Source organism: Actinoallomurus liliacearum, assembly GCF_039542035.1.
Taxonomy (GTDB): Bacteria; Actinomycetota; Actinomycetes; order Streptosporangiales; family Streptosporangiaceae; genus Actinoallomurus; species Actinoallomurus liliacearum.
On the sequence record NZ_BAABHJ010000008.1, the window covers coordinates 899493 to 912011 of the forward strand.

General features: G+C 70.3%; 20 protein-coding genes. 9 read left to right on the forward strand and 11 right to left on the reverse strand.

What is annotated here, in order from left to right; genetic code table 11:
- Nucleotides 1-83 precede the first annotated feature (83 nt).
- The 8 genes from ABD978_RS19035 to ABD978_RS19070 all read left to right on the forward strand — a co-directional run bounded on the left by ABD978_RS19035 (nucleotide 84) and on the right by ABD978_RS19070 (nucleotide 4805).
- Nucleotides 84-914 carry a hypothetical protein gene (locus tag ABD978_RS19035; protein WP_345355681.1) on the forward strand — a complete coding sequence of 277 codons (831 nt, stop codon included), beginning with the start codon at nucleotides 84-86 and terminating at the stop codon, nucleotides 912-914.
- 4 nt (nucleotides 915-918) lie between these two features.
- Entirely contained in the window at nucleotides 919-1254 is a 336-nt protein-coding gene (locus ABD978_RS19040; protein ID WP_345355684.1) for a hypothetical protein, read from the forward strand.
- 4 nt (nucleotides 1255-1258) lie between these two features.
- Nucleotides 1259-1753, forward strand: a complete 495-nt coding sequence (locus ABD978_RS19045) for a WXG100-like domain-containing protein (RefSeq protein ID WP_345355687.1) — start codon at nucleotides 1259-1261, stop codon at nucleotides 1751-1753.
- Nucleotides 1754-1868: 115 nt separating this feature from the next.
- Nucleotides 1869-2330, forward strand: a complete 462-nt coding sequence (locus ABD978_RS19050; protein ID WP_345355689.1) for a hypothetical protein — start codon at nucleotides 1869-1871, stop codon at nucleotides 2328-2330.
- A gap of 26 nt (nucleotides 2331-2356) precedes the next feature.
- Nucleotides 2357-2947, forward strand: coding sequence for a hypothetical protein (locus tag ABD978_RS19055; protein ID WP_345355691.1), 591 nt, complete (start codon nucleotides 2357-2359; stop codon nucleotides 2945-2947).
- Nucleotides 2948-3028: 81 nt separating this feature from the next.
- A complete protein-coding gene (locus tag ABD978_RS19060) occupies nucleotides 3029-3628 on the forward strand; it encodes a hypothetical protein (RefSeq protein ID WP_345355693.1) in 600 nt (199 codons plus the stop codon).
- A complete protein-coding gene (locus tag ABD978_RS19065; RefSeq protein WP_345355695.1) occupies nucleotides 3625-4209 on the forward strand; it encodes a hypothetical protein in 585 nt (194 codons plus the stop codon). Before ABD978_RS19060 ends, ABD978_RS19065 begins: the two co-directional genes overlap by 4 nt.
- Nucleotides 4210-4220: 11 nt before the next feature.
- Nucleotides 4221-4805: a hypothetical protein gene (locus tag ABD978_RS19070; RefSeq protein ID WP_345355699.1), complete on the forward strand. Its 585-nt coding sequence runs from the start codon at nucleotides 4221-4223 to the stop codon at nucleotides 4803-4805.
- On the opposite strand, the gene ABD978_RS19075 is transcribed toward ABD978_RS19070, so the two are convergent.
- The 10 genes from ABD978_RS19075 to ABD978_RS19115 form a co-directional block, all read right to left on the reverse strand.
- Complete coding sequence (locus tag ABD978_RS19075; RefSeq protein WP_345355701.1) at nucleotides 4690-5982, reverse strand: hypothetical protein; 1293 nt, start codon at nucleotides 5980-5982, stop codon at nucleotides 4690-4692. The genes ABD978_RS19070 and ABD978_RS19075 overlap by 116 nt on opposite strands.
- Before the next feature lie 103 nt (nucleotides 5983-6085).
- The gene (locus tag ABD978_RS19080) at nucleotides 6086-6394 is read right to left on the reverse strand and encodes a DUF1416 domain-containing protein (protein WP_345355703.1); all 309 of its coding nucleotides are present in this window, start codon (nucleotides 6392-6394) and stop codon (nucleotides 6086-6088) included.
- 42 nt (nucleotides 6395-6436) lie between these two features.
- Nucleotides 6437-7276 (reverse strand): sulfurtransferase, encoded by an 840-nt coding sequence (locus ABD978_RS19085; protein ID WP_345355705.1) that lies wholly within the window; start codon nucleotides 7274-7276, stop codon nucleotides 6437-6439.
- Between the two features lie 78 nt (nucleotides 7277-7354).
- Nucleotides 7355-7777: a DUF4395 domain-containing protein gene (locus tag ABD978_RS19090; protein WP_345355708.1), complete on the reverse strand. Its 423-nt coding sequence runs from the start codon at nucleotides 7775-7777 to the stop codon at nucleotides 7355-7357.
- Between the two features lie 56 nt (nucleotides 7778-7833).
- Entirely contained in the window at nucleotides 7834-8079 is a 246-nt protein-coding gene (locus ABD978_RS43925; RefSeq protein WP_425550728.1) for a putative leader peptide, read from the reverse strand.
- Between the two features lies 1 nt (nucleotide 8080).
- The gene (locus ABD978_RS19095) at nucleotides 8081-8497 is read right to left on the reverse strand and encodes a thioredoxin family protein (RefSeq protein WP_425550729.1); all 417 of its coding nucleotides are present in this window, start codon (nucleotides 8495-8497) and stop codon (nucleotides 8081-8083) included.
- A gap of 114 nt (nucleotides 8498-8611) precedes the next feature.
- Nucleotides 8612-9328: an anti-sigma factor family protein gene (locus ABD978_RS19100; RefSeq protein ID WP_345355710.1), complete on the reverse strand. Its 717-nt coding sequence runs from the start codon at nucleotides 9326-9328 to the stop codon at nucleotides 8612-8614.
- Nucleotides 9325-9834, reverse strand: a complete 510-nt coding sequence (locus ABD978_RS19105) for a sigma-70 family RNA polymerase sigma factor (RefSeq protein WP_345355713.1) — start codon at nucleotides 9832-9834, stop codon at nucleotides 9325-9327. The genes ABD978_RS19100 and ABD978_RS19105 overlap by 4 nt, the downstream gene beginning before the upstream one ends.
- Nucleotides 9835-9913: 79 nt before the next feature.
- Nucleotides 9914-10618, reverse strand: coding sequence for an LmeA family phospholipid-binding protein (locus tag ABD978_RS19110; RefSeq protein ID WP_345355715.1), 705 nt, complete (start codon nucleotides 10616-10618; stop codon nucleotides 9914-9916).
- Between the two features lie 198 nt (nucleotides 10619-10816).
- Nucleotides 10817-11071, reverse strand: a complete 255-nt coding sequence (locus tag ABD978_RS19115; protein ID WP_345355717.1) for a MoaD/ThiS family protein — start codon at nucleotides 11069-11071, stop codon at nucleotides 10817-10819.
- Between the two features lie 135 nt (nucleotides 11072-11206).
- Here ABD978_RS19115 and ABD978_RS19120 point away from each other — a divergent pair, with 135 nt between their 5' ends.
- Nucleotides 11207-11914 carry a winged helix-turn-helix transcriptional regulator gene (locus ABD978_RS19120; protein ID WP_345355719.1) on the forward strand — a complete coding sequence of 236 codons (708 nt, stop codon included), beginning with the start codon at nucleotides 11207-11209 and terminating at the stop codon, nucleotides 11912-11914.
- A gap of 285 nt (nucleotides 11915-12199) precedes the next feature.
- Here ABD978_RS19120 and ABD978_RS19125 read toward each other — a convergent pair whose 3' ends face one another.
- A complete protein-coding gene (locus ABD978_RS19125; protein WP_345355721.1) occupies nucleotides 12200-12502 on the reverse strand; it encodes a hypothetical protein in 303 nt (100 codons plus the stop codon).
- Nucleotides 12503-12519 lie beyond the last annotated feature (17 nt).

Genomic DNA, 12519 nt, shown 5'->3' on the forward strand with positions numbered 1-12519 from the left:
GAGGGGGTGAGCTTGAGGAAGGACACCAAGGTACGGAAAACGTAAAGTAGACACGGTCGAATCGCATAAAGGGGGGACTCTCGGTGCCAGAGCCACTCGACGACGTCGAGCTGGAGCGCCTGATGCGCGAGACGCACGCCGCGATCGAATCGCTGCGCACGAAGAGACCCTCTCCTGAGGAGGCGATGGTCCGCGGCGAGGGGCAGGCTTCCGACGAGCGGGTCCGAGCGTCCGTGCACGGCGGACGCGTCGAGTCCGTCACACTCGACCCCCGCGTGCTCCGCCTGTCTCCCGAGGATTTCGGCGGCCTCGTCACCGAGGCCGTCAACGCCGCGCTCGACGACCAGCGTGGCAGGTCCGCCGCGGCGGCGGGCCCGGTTCCCGACCTCGCGGCGCTCGCGGAGACCCTGCGCGCGGTGCAGAACGAGAGCCTCCGCCGGCTGGAGGTCATCACGCAGGGCATCACGGACGCGATGGCACGCATCCGGGAACGCACCCGGATCAGCGGCGACCCGACTCCGCGCGGCCTGGAGGACCTGTTCGGCCTCACTCGGCGCAACCTGGAGGACGCGCTCACGGTCACCGGCGCCACCGCCGACGCCCGCGGCGAAGGGGAGAGCGCGCGCGGGCGGATCCGGGCCGTCGCGATGGTCGGCCGGGTCGAGTCGGTGACGGTCGAACGGCAGGCGATGCGGATGGCGTCGCACGAGCTGGCCGAGCAGCTCCGGATCGCCGTGAACGCCGCCCTGGACGACCTGGGGGCCGAGGTCGGTCCCGGCGGGCGTGCCGGCGGGGCGGACGCCGAGGAACTGCGCAAGCGGGTGAGTGCGGCCCAGGACATGAGCATCGACCAGATGCGCACGTACACGCGTGCGCTGCGCGACATCATGTCGAGCATCGAAGGACCGGAGTGAGCGGATGGGTGACGTGGGTGACGAACTCGAGGTCGATCCGGCGAAGATGCGCGAGGCGGCCGGTGGCATCAACACGGCGACCAACACACTGCAGTCGCAGTCCGCGGGCTTCCAGCAGGAGCTCGGGGCTCAGTCGGACGCCTTCGGCACCGATGACCTCGGCTCACTGATCGCCGGCTTCTACCAGGCCATCCACGAATTGGCGTTCGGATCGTACGACGACAACACCGGCGCGATGAGGGGTCACGTGCAGGGCGTGCACGACCTCGCGACCGCCTACGAGACGGGCGAGCAGGCGAACACCGGTGAGATGAACGACGTCCGCAAAATTCTGGGGTGATGGGATGGGTCTGCAGTTGCCCGGCGCGCTCGCCACGCTTCTCAACGATCTCGGCTACACGTGGCCGATGAGCGACGAGGACAAGCTGCTCAACATGGGCAGCGGCTGGCTCGGGTTCACCAGCACGATGGATCAGCCGGTCGGCGACGCGAACGCCCACGCCACCTCGATCTGGACTCAGCACAAGGGAGAGGGCGTCCAGGCGTTCGCGAACACCTGGAACGCCAAGGAGGCTCCGCACAACAACCTCCTGGACGGCAAGACGGGCGGCGACATCATCGGCGCCGGTCTGATGATCTGCTCCGCGATCGTGATCGCGCTGAAGATCAACGTCATCGTCCAGCTCGTCCAGTTGGCGATCGAGATCGCTCAGGCCTTCGCGACCTCCGCGGTGACGGCGGGCGGCTCCCTCATGGAGATCCCGGTCTTCAAAGAGATCACCAGCAGGCTGGTGAACCTCTGCGTCAGCCTCGCCATGAACGCCGTCCTGGGTGGCTAGCGGAGCGGGCGCGGGAATCTTCAAGGCTGCGCAGAAATTCTTCCGATTCCTCCGGAAGGAGGAGGGGACGGCGGCTCACGCACGTCCGAGGCCACCGCGCTTCAAGATGAAGGAGATGGAGCGCGAGTACCGGGGCGAACACCTGCCCGCGCCCAACAAGTCCTGGACTCACGGGTCACAGGTCCAGTACCTCGACGACGCGGCACGCCAGCGGTACCGCCTGACGGTGGGGAGCGACGGGCGCCTGTACGACTCCTCGGGCCGTCTCTTCGACACGAGGAGGGGGACGTCCGCATGGACACCCGACCGGGGGCGGGCCATCTACGTCATGGACGAACACGGCAATCTCTACGCCTCGAACACTCAGGTCATCGGTCAGTTCCACCACTCGAGCTTCCTCGCGGGAGGTCCGGTCGCCGGGGCCGGGGAGCTCGAGGTGGTGAACGGTAACCTCATGGCCATCTCGCGACAGAGCGGCCACTACAAGCCGACGCCCCAGCACCTCCGGCAGGTCACCGACCATCTGAGGGGTCAGGGACTGTTGTTCGGGCCTCATCACATCGAGTGGGGGATCTGATGACCGTGGACGGAAGGACGGATCCGTTGACCGAACCGCATGGACTGATCAACGGCATCCTCTACGCCACGCAGTTCGAGCGGACGCTCGACGATGAGGTGGTCGGCCGGATCGCCCGTGCCCTGCTCGAGGAACCGATCCTGCATCTCACCCCTGAGCAGGAGTACGAGGGGATCGTCGCCGGCCTGCGCTCCGAGGAGCCGCTGACAGGGCAGATCCCCCAGCCGCACGACGAGGAGGCCGTTCGTGAGTTCCTCGGGAAGGTCGTACGGCGGCTGGACGCGCTGCGCCCCTGGCCGGAGCTTCCCATCGCGACGATCGGCCCCGAACACTGGACCGAGTTCGGCGGCGCCCGGCCGATCGCCCGGGTGCAGGTGCCGATCCTCGACGTCCAGGGCCGGCTCCGCACGATCTTCCATCGCCTCGACGACGGTCACGACATCCTCCTCCTCCGGCTGCGGTCCGGGGCGGAGGTCGCCCTCATCACCCCCTGGTGGGTCGGCAGCGACGACTCCGCGCTCCTGCTGAAGAGCCAGGACGTACCGGCGCCACAGGTGATCGAGGAGTTCGGAACGGCCACGGGCTGGGGCCCGGACGACGTCGCCCCTCTTCCATGAGAGACGACCTCCCCCTCATTACGGGGTCCCGGCCAGGACGACCGGGACCCCGATATCCGAGCAAATCGTTACGATCGACCAGTGGCTCACACCGTTACCGTCGCGGAACGACCCCGCCGACGCCCGCGGACCGCCCTCGTCGTCATCGGCGTACCGGTGGTCGTCATCGGGGTGACCGCGGCGTTCGGCGGCCTGCGCGCCGCGCCGACCGGCCCGGCGAAGACCGCGGTGGGCAGGCCGATCGACCAGGGCCCCTTCACGGTGACCGCGTTGAACGCCCGTACCGCCGACGTGAAGCAGTTCAGCGGACCGCCCAAGCACTCCCTGATCGTCACGGCGCGGGTCGTGAACACCAGCGCCAAGTCCTGGGGGATCGTCACCTTCCTCGGCGGCGTCGTCGCCGAACCCAAGCCCGGCCGCTACGCCGACGCGGACCCCATGGACTCCATCGGAATGATCTCCGGCGCCAAGACCAGCGACCTCCACCCTCGCCTGCCGCTCGACGTGCAGTTGGTGTGGGCGCTCCCGGCCGGCACCAACCCGGGCGACGTCACGCTGGCCTTCCGCAAGTGGACGTACGGCCAGAGCTTCACCAACGACACCTTCGACTGGACGGTCACGAAGCAGTCGCCGTTCACCGCGAAGGTCACCCTCCCCGTACGAGCGGGGGCGCGGTCGTGACGATCCTCCGGCGAGCGCTCGCCGGCCTGGGCGCGGTCGTCCTGTGCGCGCTGGCCATGTGGTTCACCTCCGTCAAACCCCACCTCGTGGCGCGGCTGCAGACGCCGCTGCTCGCGCACGGCCACGTCGGCGCGGTCGTGGACAACCGCGTCTTCAGCGTCAAGGTCGATCGCATGGACGTGGCGAGCGGCATCGTCAAGCACGACTCCCTCCGCGGTGACCGGCGGATGACCACCCCCGGCATCTTCGTCATCGTCTATGTGAGCGCGAAGAGCAACCTCAAGCCGCTCCAGCTCGGCCACGCGCGCCTGGAGACGCCCGGCGGCCTCTCGTACGACGAGACGGGCCGGTCCGACATCTTCACCTCGGACGCCTCGCTCGAGCCGATGCTGTGGCGGTCGACCTTCTACGTCTTCGAGATCCCCAAGGACCGGCTGGCCGGCGCGCGCTTCGTCGTCGGACAGAGCGACCTGGTCAACAACCTGTCCGCGGAGACCGCCGTGGACCTCGGTCTCACCGCGAGCCGGACGGCCCGGCTCCTGACCGGTCCCCCGACCGACTACGCCCTCAAATCGAGCTGACCATGCACACGATGCCGCCGCCCGATCCGCTGGAGACCACGGTCCCGGACCCGGTCGTACGCCGCCGGCCGCGGCTGTCCCCCGGCCGGCGCCGGATGGTCGAGGCCGGCGCGTTCGCCGTGCTGGCCACCGCGTACCTCGTCACGGAGTGGACGGACCACGTCCATCAGGCGTCCTCGACCTGGACCCGGCCCGAGAAGGTCAGCGTCGTACGCTTCGGGGCGGCCGGCGTGCTGGGCCGGGCCGAGTGGCGGATGCTCGGCCGGGACGCGGCCGCGTCGGCGAAGTCCCGCCTCGCGCCGCCCGGCGCCGTGCACCTGACGCTCCTGCTGCAGGTCCGCCCGCTCGACGCCCAGGGCGTGAAGGACGCCAAGGGCGCCGCGTTCCAGGTACGGGACCCGCAGGGGCACATCTGGACGGCCTACGGCGCCGTCGGTGGCGGCAAGGACCCGGCCGTCGGCTCGGTGACGCGGGTGACGGTCACGACGGACGTCCCGGCGAAGGCGGCGAGTACGGTCCTGCTGGAGGTACGAGCGAACGCGCTGTCCGCGGGGAGGCAGACCGGGCCGATCCGAATTCTGCGGTTCGCGCACTGACGCGGCCGACCACCAGGTCGAAGGCGGCGGCCAGCAGGCACACGCGCAGCACCTGGTGGACCAGCTCGACGGGGAACTCGACCATGGTCAGCCGCGGCTGCCACCACCCGAGCTCGTGCGGGCCCAGCAGGTAGTACACCCCTCGCTCGGTCACCGGGACGAGCGCCTCCAGGCCGGTGAACAGCGCACAGAACACCCCGAACGGCAGCATCCCCGCCCGGAACACCATCCGGAAGCCGTACACGGCGGGCAACCACTTGTCACGCAGCTCCCGCGTCAGCACCTCCCGAGGGGTGTGCGGACGGTCGATGCCGCTCGCGGAGACCACCTTCCGGCCGATCCAGCCCTGGCCGAGCGCCGCCTCCTCCTCCGCGGTGACGCCCAGGATCACGCCCGCGATGACGAGCCACACCAGAGAGCCGAGGACCGCGTCCTTGAAGAGCGGCCACAGCGTGTTGAACGTACCGAACACCGGTCCGAGGAGCCTGCCCAGATCCACCCAGGCGACCCGTCCCGTGATCCAGCCGGTGACGCCCTGCCGCGCCTGGTCCACCGTGAAGATCCCGAAGAGCGTCCAGTTCACCTCGCAGAAGGCGACGCAGATCCCGCCGAGACCGGACCACCGCGGTTCGATGACGCGCTCGGCGACGAACTTCAGGGCGAAGAAGACGGCCGTGCAGATGATCGCGACCCAGACGTGGTCCTGCAGGGCTATCAGGATCTTCATCCCGGCGATCGACCCGTAGACCCCGCCCTGGGCCGTGCCCCGGCCGGCCGCGCTCTGCACGAACTCCTTCGCGTCGTCGGCGAACCAGCCCCAGGCCAGGTAGAAGATCATGAACGGGAGCAGCGCCCGGGTGATCGCGTCGAGGATGCCCTCCTCCTCGTCGGCGGCCCATGACGTCAGGCGCTCGTCGACCTCGCGCGCCTGGACGGCCGGCAGGCCATCACGGACGCTGTGCACCATCGCGGCCGTGACGCCGAGCGACACCATGACCGTGAGGCTGAGCACAATGATCGGGATGACGGAGTTGTGCAGCCCGAAGTGGTATCCGGCGAGGAAGAACAGGTAGCGGAGCACCTGCCCGACCGTGAACCACAGGGCGAGTGGAACCGCGAACCGGCCGGCCAGCCGGAGCGTGGTCCAGGGCAGCATCACCGGGGACGTACGAAGCACAGTTCGCGATCGTAACGACTTCCGGCCACAAGTCCGTAGAGGCGGACAAAACAGAAGGTCCCGCCGCCACCCGAGGGTGACCGGCGGGACCTTCGTGTCGATGCTAGATGGCGACCTCGAGCGCGGCGATCTCGCCGGTCGTCGCGGTCACCTGCGAGTCGACGCTGACGCCGCCCGGAGCGAGCACGCGGATCGTCCAGTCGCCGGGTGCGGCGAAGAACCGGAAGACCCCCTCCTCGCTGGTGACGACCTCACCGGTGAACTCACCGGTCGCGTCGAGCAGGCGCGCGTACGCACCGGACACCGGGGTGCCCGCGCGCACGACCGTGCCCTGGATGACCGCTTCGTTCGCCAGATCGACCGTGGCAGGCAGGCTCGCCGTCTGGGTCGGAGCTCCGCAACCGTCGCTCATTGTTCCTCCTTGCTGCTATGCGCGTCCTTGGCCGGCGAGCGGCTACTTGGCCTCGCCGAGCTCGACCGGCACGCCCACGAGCGAGCCGTACTCGGTCCAGGAGCCGTCGTAGTTCTTCACGTCCGGCAGGCCCAGCAGCTCGTGCAGGGCGAACCAGGTGTGCGACGAGCGCTCACCGATGCGGCAGTACGCGATGGTCGGCTTCGCCAGGTCGACGCCGGCCTCCTCGTAGAGCTTCTTCAGCTCCTCGTCCGACTTGAAGGTGCCGTCGTCGTTGGCCGCCTTCGACCACGGGATGTTGCGCGCGGTCGGGACGTGGCCGGCCCGCTGCGCCTGCTCCTGCGGCAGGTGCGCCGGGGCGAGGAGCTTGCCGGTGAACTCGTCGGGCGAGCGGACGTCGACGAGGTTCTTGGTGCTGATCGCCTCGACGACCTCGTCGCGGAAGGCGCGGATCGCGTGGTCCTGCTCCTGGGCGACGTAGTTCGTCTTCGGACGGGACGGGACGGCGTCGACGAGCTCGCGGGAGTCGAGCTCCCACTTCTTACGGCCGCCGTCGAGCAGCTTGACGCTCTGGTGGCCGTACAGCTTGAAGTACCAGTACGCGTACGCGGCGAACCAGTTGTTGTTGCCGCCGTACAGGATCACGAGGTCGTCGTTGGCGATGCCCTTCTCGGAGAGAAGGTTCTCGAACCCGGTCTTGTCCACGAAGTCGCGGCGCACCGGGTCCTGCAGTTCGGTCTTCCAGTCGATGCGGACGGCGCCACGGATGTGGCCCTTCTCGTAGGCGCTGGTGTCCTCGTCGACCTCGACGAGGACGACACCCGGGTCGTCGAGGTGAGCCTGCACCCAGTCGGCTTCGACCAGGACGTCGGAGCGGCTCATGCGTGGTCCTCCTTGGTGGAGTCGGCGGATCGTTCTTCGGGTGTTCGTGGCATGGCCGTGGTCTCAGGCGAACCCGGCCTAGGGTGCGACTCGCCGTGGAGCGAGCCGCCGGATCAGCAGATAAGCCTCGCAGCCCAGGCAGAACCCGAAGGCCGCGTTGAGGAACGCCGCGACCAGCGCGAACGCCGTCGCGGTCATCCCCACCGCAGGGACCTTCAGGAGGTATCCGATCACCCCGGTGAGGGCGAACGCCGCACCCACTCCCTGTGCGAAGCGGGGCGGTGCCTCCGGCTCGAGCTCCCGCGGAGCGCCGAGCCGAGGGCGGATGAGCGCCTGGTAGATCAGGCCGTACGGGGCGTTGCGGAGCCCGAAGACGACTCCGACGACGAACACGACGGCCTGGGCCGCCAGTAGCAACCAACTACCGGTCACGAGAACGACGACCAAGACGAACGATGTGAGGGCCGCGCCGAAACGCTGGCCCCGTGGGTCGACCTGCATCGGATGATGCTCCCGGTGACTGCTGTGGTGCGACGGGCTGGACGGGCTCAGATGCCTCAGGCCGCAGGACAGAGCGCGGTGGCGACGCGGCAGAAGTCGACCGCCCGTCGCTTCGTCAGCAACTCTGTCCAGGAACGCACGGACACGATGGTAAGCGCCGTCTCGCTCAACGTAAAACCCCGTCTCGGCAATCGAGACGTGAACCCGGCCCCATGAACGCCGTCGACCTGCGCGAACCCGCTGGGAAGGATCTTGAACACCGCGGCACGCCGAGGCCGCTCCACGGGGGTGACGTGGCGCATCTCAGACGACGGCTTCGCCGAGGGCGGCGATGATGTCGGCCTTGCGGGGCAGGCCGGAGCCGCGGCGTACGATCCGCCCGGACGCGTCGAGCACCAACACGGTCGGGGTGCGCAGGACGTTCAGCCGGCGGACGAGATCGAGATGCGCCTCCGCGTCGAGCTCGACGTGGGTCACGCCGTCGACCATGCCGGCCACCTCGCCCAAGATCCGCCGGGTCGCGCGGCACGGCGCGCAGAACGCCGAGGAGAACTGCACCAGGGTCGCCCGGTCCCCCAGGTCGGCCCCGAGCTCGGCGGCGTCGAGACGCTCCACGTCACCCTCCCTCCGCGCACGCAGCACACCGCTCCGGTGCCGCCAGATCAGGCCGAACACCGTGGCCAGGACGAGCGCCGCCACCGCGACGTAGACACCGGTCATCACCGGTTCTCAAGGCGCACGCCGCGCCCGGCATTCCCGCCGGCCGGAGGAGATCGATCACGGCCCGGACCGTGGCCCGGCGAGCGCCGCGATCCGTGCGTCCTCCCCCGGGCCTCAGAGCCGGACGCCGAGCAGCCGCCGGCCGTCGACGGTACGCACCTCGACCGCCGCGATCCGGTCCTTGGGGATCATGGTTGATCCGGCGAACTCGGCGGAGCCCTCGTACTCCACCTCCCAGCCGCCCGCGATGTCCCGCCGCCCGTCCCGGTCCACGGCGACCAGGTGGCAGCGGGTCCCCGCCGGGGCTCCGGTGAGACGGACCGTGAACGCGGTCCCCCAGTCCTGGGCCCGCATGGTGATCCGGGCGCCGACGCCGGTGGCGGCGTCCCTGGCCTGGACGGTCGTGGCGGCCGCCGAGGGATTCGAGGTGGGCGGGCCCGGTGTGGGCGTGGCCGCGGGACCGGCGACCGGCCGGCCCGCCCCGAGGCCGAACCCTGCGGCGACTCCCGCCCCTCCCGTGACGAGGGCGACGGCCGCGGCGACCGCCAGCCACCGGCGGTTCCGGTGGCTCCGCGCCCGGTGCTCGGCGGCGGCGCGGTCGAGCACCGACTCCAGGAGTTCCGGCGGCGGGGCGTCGACCTCCGCGATCTGCTCCTCGGTCACCCGGCCCAGCAGGGCGGGCAGGCCCGCGAGGCCGACCAGTTCGTCGCGGCACCGGCGGCACTGCTCCAGATGCTCATCGACCAGGGCGCGCTCCGCGGGGTCGATCGCGCCGAGGACGTACACCCCGAGCAGCGCCCGGAGATCGGCGCATCGGGCACTCGTCGTCATGGCGCCAACCCCCGCTCCTCCAATGCCAGTTTCAGCGCGCGCAGCGCGTAGTACGTCCGCGACTTGACCGTCCCCGCCGGTATTCCCAGCACCGCCGCCGTCTCGGCCACCGATCGCCCTCGGTAGTAGGTCTCGACCAGCACGGCTCGGTGCTCGGAGCTGAGGTCCGCCAGCGCCTCGGCGACGGTCCACGACTCGAGGGCGCGGTCGATGTCGTCCCCGGCGGGCAGCGCGGCGAGCGCCGCCTCGCCGACCTCGGGCGGTCGCGACCGCCGCGACCGGAGCGCGTCGACGACCAGGTTGCGGGCGACCGTGAACAGCCAGGGCCGTACCGGGCGGCCGACCAGCGCGCCGGGATGACGCCAGGCGCGCAGCAACGTCTCCTGGACGATGTCCTCGGCCTGCTGGCGATCGCCACCGGTCAGCCGCAGGACGTACCCCAGGAGCGGGCCGCCGTGCTCGTCGTACAGCGCGCGGAGCAGCCGCTCGTCCGCAGTGGGTCCCACACCCTCGACACGTATCCGGACGGCGGAAGGTTCATCGGGACTTCCGGGTCGTCTCCCGGGCCGATCGTCCCGACCCTGATCAGTGGACGTTGAGGCTGTCGAGTTTGACGTGCTGCGCGGTGGTCGACACGCGCAGGCCCTGCTGCTCGACCTTGACGTCGGTGATCCGCGTGTTCAGCGGAAGGCCCTTGACGGACATCGTGAACGTGAACGCCTGACGGACCAGACCCACCGGCACGGTCGTCCCGCCCGCCTTGACCGACTGCGGGACGACCCGGACGCCGCGGCCCGCGGGCTGCACGGTCACCGTGGCCGTGACCGTCTGTGTGACGCCCAGGACGGTGTACGGGCCGCGCACCAGCAGGTCGGAGCCCGCGGCCGAGACCTTCATGTCGTGCGGCGCGGACTTGTTCACGTCGTCGTAGCCGACGGTGGCCGTGGAGGTCGCCGAGTCCGCGACCATCTTGGAGGAATCGCCGTGCATCGCGTCGGACATCGGCGCGGTGACGCCCTTGAGCGCGACCGTCGTGCCGGTGAGGTGGACCCCCTGCTCGGTGACGTCCCCCACCTTGATGTCGATCTCGTCGTACCGCCCGTCGATCGCCTGGGTCAGGAACGGGAAGCCCTTGATGGACACGTCGGGGGTGTGGTCGAGCTGGTACTGCGAGGCGACGTTCTTGGCGATCTCGTTCTGCGCCACCCGGCGGCCGATGATGTCGCCGGCGATGGCGATTCCGCCGAAGACGATCAGCAGAATCAGGCAGATAACAAATGCTTTGCGCATGTCTCCCCCGGTCGGCGATAGGCGATCACCATACCGATGGCGTCACCGCGTCGGGGTCACACCGGGTGATGAGATCGGCCACTGCCGGGTCGCCCCGCAGGACCAGGCGAGGACGCGTCGGCCACGGCCGGGGCGCGGCGGACGCCGACCGGCCGGGCACCGGCCCGGGACCGGTTCGGCGTCGCGGCCGTGGCCGTCTCACCCGCCCGCGAACGGGGGCAGGACCTCGACCGTGCCGCCGTCGGGCAGCGGGACGGCCGCGGGGTCCCGCGTGCCGACCGGAGCGCCGTCCACCAGGAAGGAACTGCGGGCGAGAACGCGCCCGAAGTCCGCCCCCCGATCGGCCGCGGCGGCCGTCAGGGCCTCCGCCAGCGTGGTGGCCTCGTAGGGTTCCTCCGCCGTCCCCGCCGCCGCGCGCGCGGCGGCCCAGTACCTGATCAGGCCCTTCGCCATGCTCCCCCTTTCCTGGTCTACACCACTCGGGTAGTGAGTCCTTTTCCCACGTTCGATATCCTCGCCTATTAGGGATCCGGGCAGCGTCGCCCTCGGGTCCTCGACGTCTTTTTGGGCCCCAAACGAGGAGGCCGTATGAGTAGCCTGCTGTTGCTGACCAACGTGCTCGAGCCCTCCGACGAGGTCCTGCCCGCCCTGGGCCTGCTGCTGCACTCCGTTCGCGTCGCTCCGGCCGAGGGCTCCGCCCTCATCGACGCGCCCCCGTCCGACCTGGTGCTCGTCGACGCGCGCCGGGATCTCGCCCACGCCAAGAGCCTCTGCCGCCTCCTCCGCACCACCGGCCTCGACGCTCCACTCATCGCGATCGTCACCGAGGGCGGCCTGGCCGCCCTCACCGCCGAGTGGGGGCTCGACGACGTCTTCCTGCAGACCGCCGGTCCCGCCGAGGTCGAGGCGCGGATCCGGCTGGCGGTCGGCAAGGTGGCCGCCGGCCAGCCCGATGACGTGCCCGGCGAGATCCGCAGCGGCGAGCTCACGATCGACGAGGCGACCTACACCGCGCGGCTGCGCGGGCGCGTGCTCGACCTGACTTTCAAGGAGTTCGAGCTGCTCAAGTACCTCGCCCAGCACCCCGGCCGGGTCTTCACCCGCGCCCAGCTGCTGCAGGAGGTCTGGGGGTACGACTACTTCGGCGGCACCCGCACGGTCGACGTGCACGTCCGGCGGCTGCGGGCCAAGCTCGGCGCCGAGTACGAGTCACTGATCGGAACGGTGCGAAACGTCGGGTATCGATTCGTCGCCGATACCCGGCCGACCGAGGAAGGAGCCCCCGCCCACCGCTGAGCGGGGGCTCGGTCGTCTCCAAGGTCAGCACGGCGACGCAAGCCCCCGCCCGCTGCTCCCGTGGCGGCCGTACCGGGCGAAGGACCGTTCGGGGCCGCCGCAAGGCGTACCGAATGCGCGGCGACCGCGCGGTCCAAAGGGGTCAAAGCCCGCATATCGGCGCCACGGGCGAGGTCTTTCCCGAGCATCCGGTACGCCCCTCGCGACCACCGACCCGGGCGGCCGCCGGATGGTCGCCTCTGAGCGGGGGCCTGGTCGTCCCACACGTCAGGGCCGCGGAACAGATCAGCGCGGCGGCGCGGACCATCCAGGGCCCTGCGTCGACGGGCCGGCCTGCGAAGAGGGGCCGTCCTGCGGATACGAGCCGCCCGGCTGAGATGGGAGGTGGCCGCCGTAGGGGTCGTGGCCTCCTGGACCGGCCTGCGGTGGTCCGTACGGGCCGTTGAGCGCCGGCGGGTAGGGCTGCTGCCCCGGACCGGGGGCGTACGTAGGGCGCTGCCTCCCTCGTACGACCGCCACGATGACCACGGCCAGGATCCCGAGGATCACGACGGGTACCAGGATGACCAGGAGTGCAAGTGCCGCCATCACGCCTTCATCTCGGC

What these genes read in the sequence shown, in the direction of transcription:
- ABD978_RS19040 (WP_345355684.1), top strand. Translation starts at nt 919, where the DNA reads ATGGGTGACGTGGGTGACGAACTCGAGGTCGATCCGGCGAAGATGCGC.
- ABD978_RS19045 (WP_345355687.1), top strand. Translation starts at nt 1,259, where the DNA reads ATGGGTCTGCAGTTGCCCGGCGCGCTCGCCACGCTTCTCAACGATCTC.
- ABD978_RS19050 (WP_345355689.1), top strand. Translation starts at nt 1,869, where the DNA reads ATGGAGCGCGAGTACCGGGGCGAACACCTGCCCGCGCCCAACAAGTCC.
- ABD978_RS19070 (WP_345355699.1), top strand. Translation starts at nt 4,221, where the DNA reads ATGCCGCCGCCCGATCCGCTGGAGACCACGGTCCCGGACCCGGTCGTA.
- ABD978_RS19080 (WP_345355703.1), bottom strand. Translation starts at nt 6,394, where the DNA reads ATGAGCGACGGTTGCGGAGCTCCGACCCAGACGGCGAGCCTGCCTGCC.
- ABD978_RS19085 (WP_345355705.1), bottom strand. Translation starts at nt 7,276, where the DNA reads ATGAGCCGCTCCGACGTCCTGGTCGAAGCCGACTGGGTGCAGGCTCAC.
- ABD978_RS19090 (WP_345355708.1), bottom strand. Translation starts at nt 7,777, where the DNA reads ATGCAGGTCGACCCACGGGGCCAGCGTTTCGGCGCGGCCCTCACATCG.
- ABD978_RS43925 (WP_425550728.1), bottom strand. Translation starts at nt 8,079, where the DNA reads ATGCGCCACGTCACCCCCGTGGAGCGGCCTCGGCGTGCCGCGGTGTTC.
- ABD978_RS19095 (WP_425550729.1), bottom strand. Translation starts at nt 8,497, where the DNA reads ATGACCGGTGTCTACGTCGCGGTGGCGGCGCTCGTCCTGGCCACGGTG.
- ABD978_RS19100 (WP_345355710.1), bottom strand. Translation starts at nt 9,328, where the DNA reads ATGACGACGAGTGCCCGATGCGCCGATCTCCGGGCGCTGCTCGGGGTG.
- ABD978_RS19110 (WP_345355715.1), bottom strand. Translation starts at nt 10,618, where the DNA reads ATGCGCAAAGCATTTGTTATCTGCCTGATTCTGCTGATCGTCTTCGGC.
- ABD978_RS19115 (WP_345355717.1), bottom strand. Translation starts at nt 11,071, where the DNA reads ATGGCGAAGGGCCTGATCAGGTACTGGGCCGCCGCGCGCGCGGCGGCG.
- ABD978_RS19120 (WP_345355719.1), top strand. Translation starts at nt 11,207, where the DNA reads ATGAGTAGCCTGCTGTTGCTGACCAACGTGCTCGAGCCCTCCGACGAG.
- ABD978_RS19125 (WP_345355721.1), bottom strand. Translation starts at nt 12,502, where the DNA reads ATGGCGGCACTTGCACTCCTGGTCATCCTGGTACCCGTCGTGATCCTC.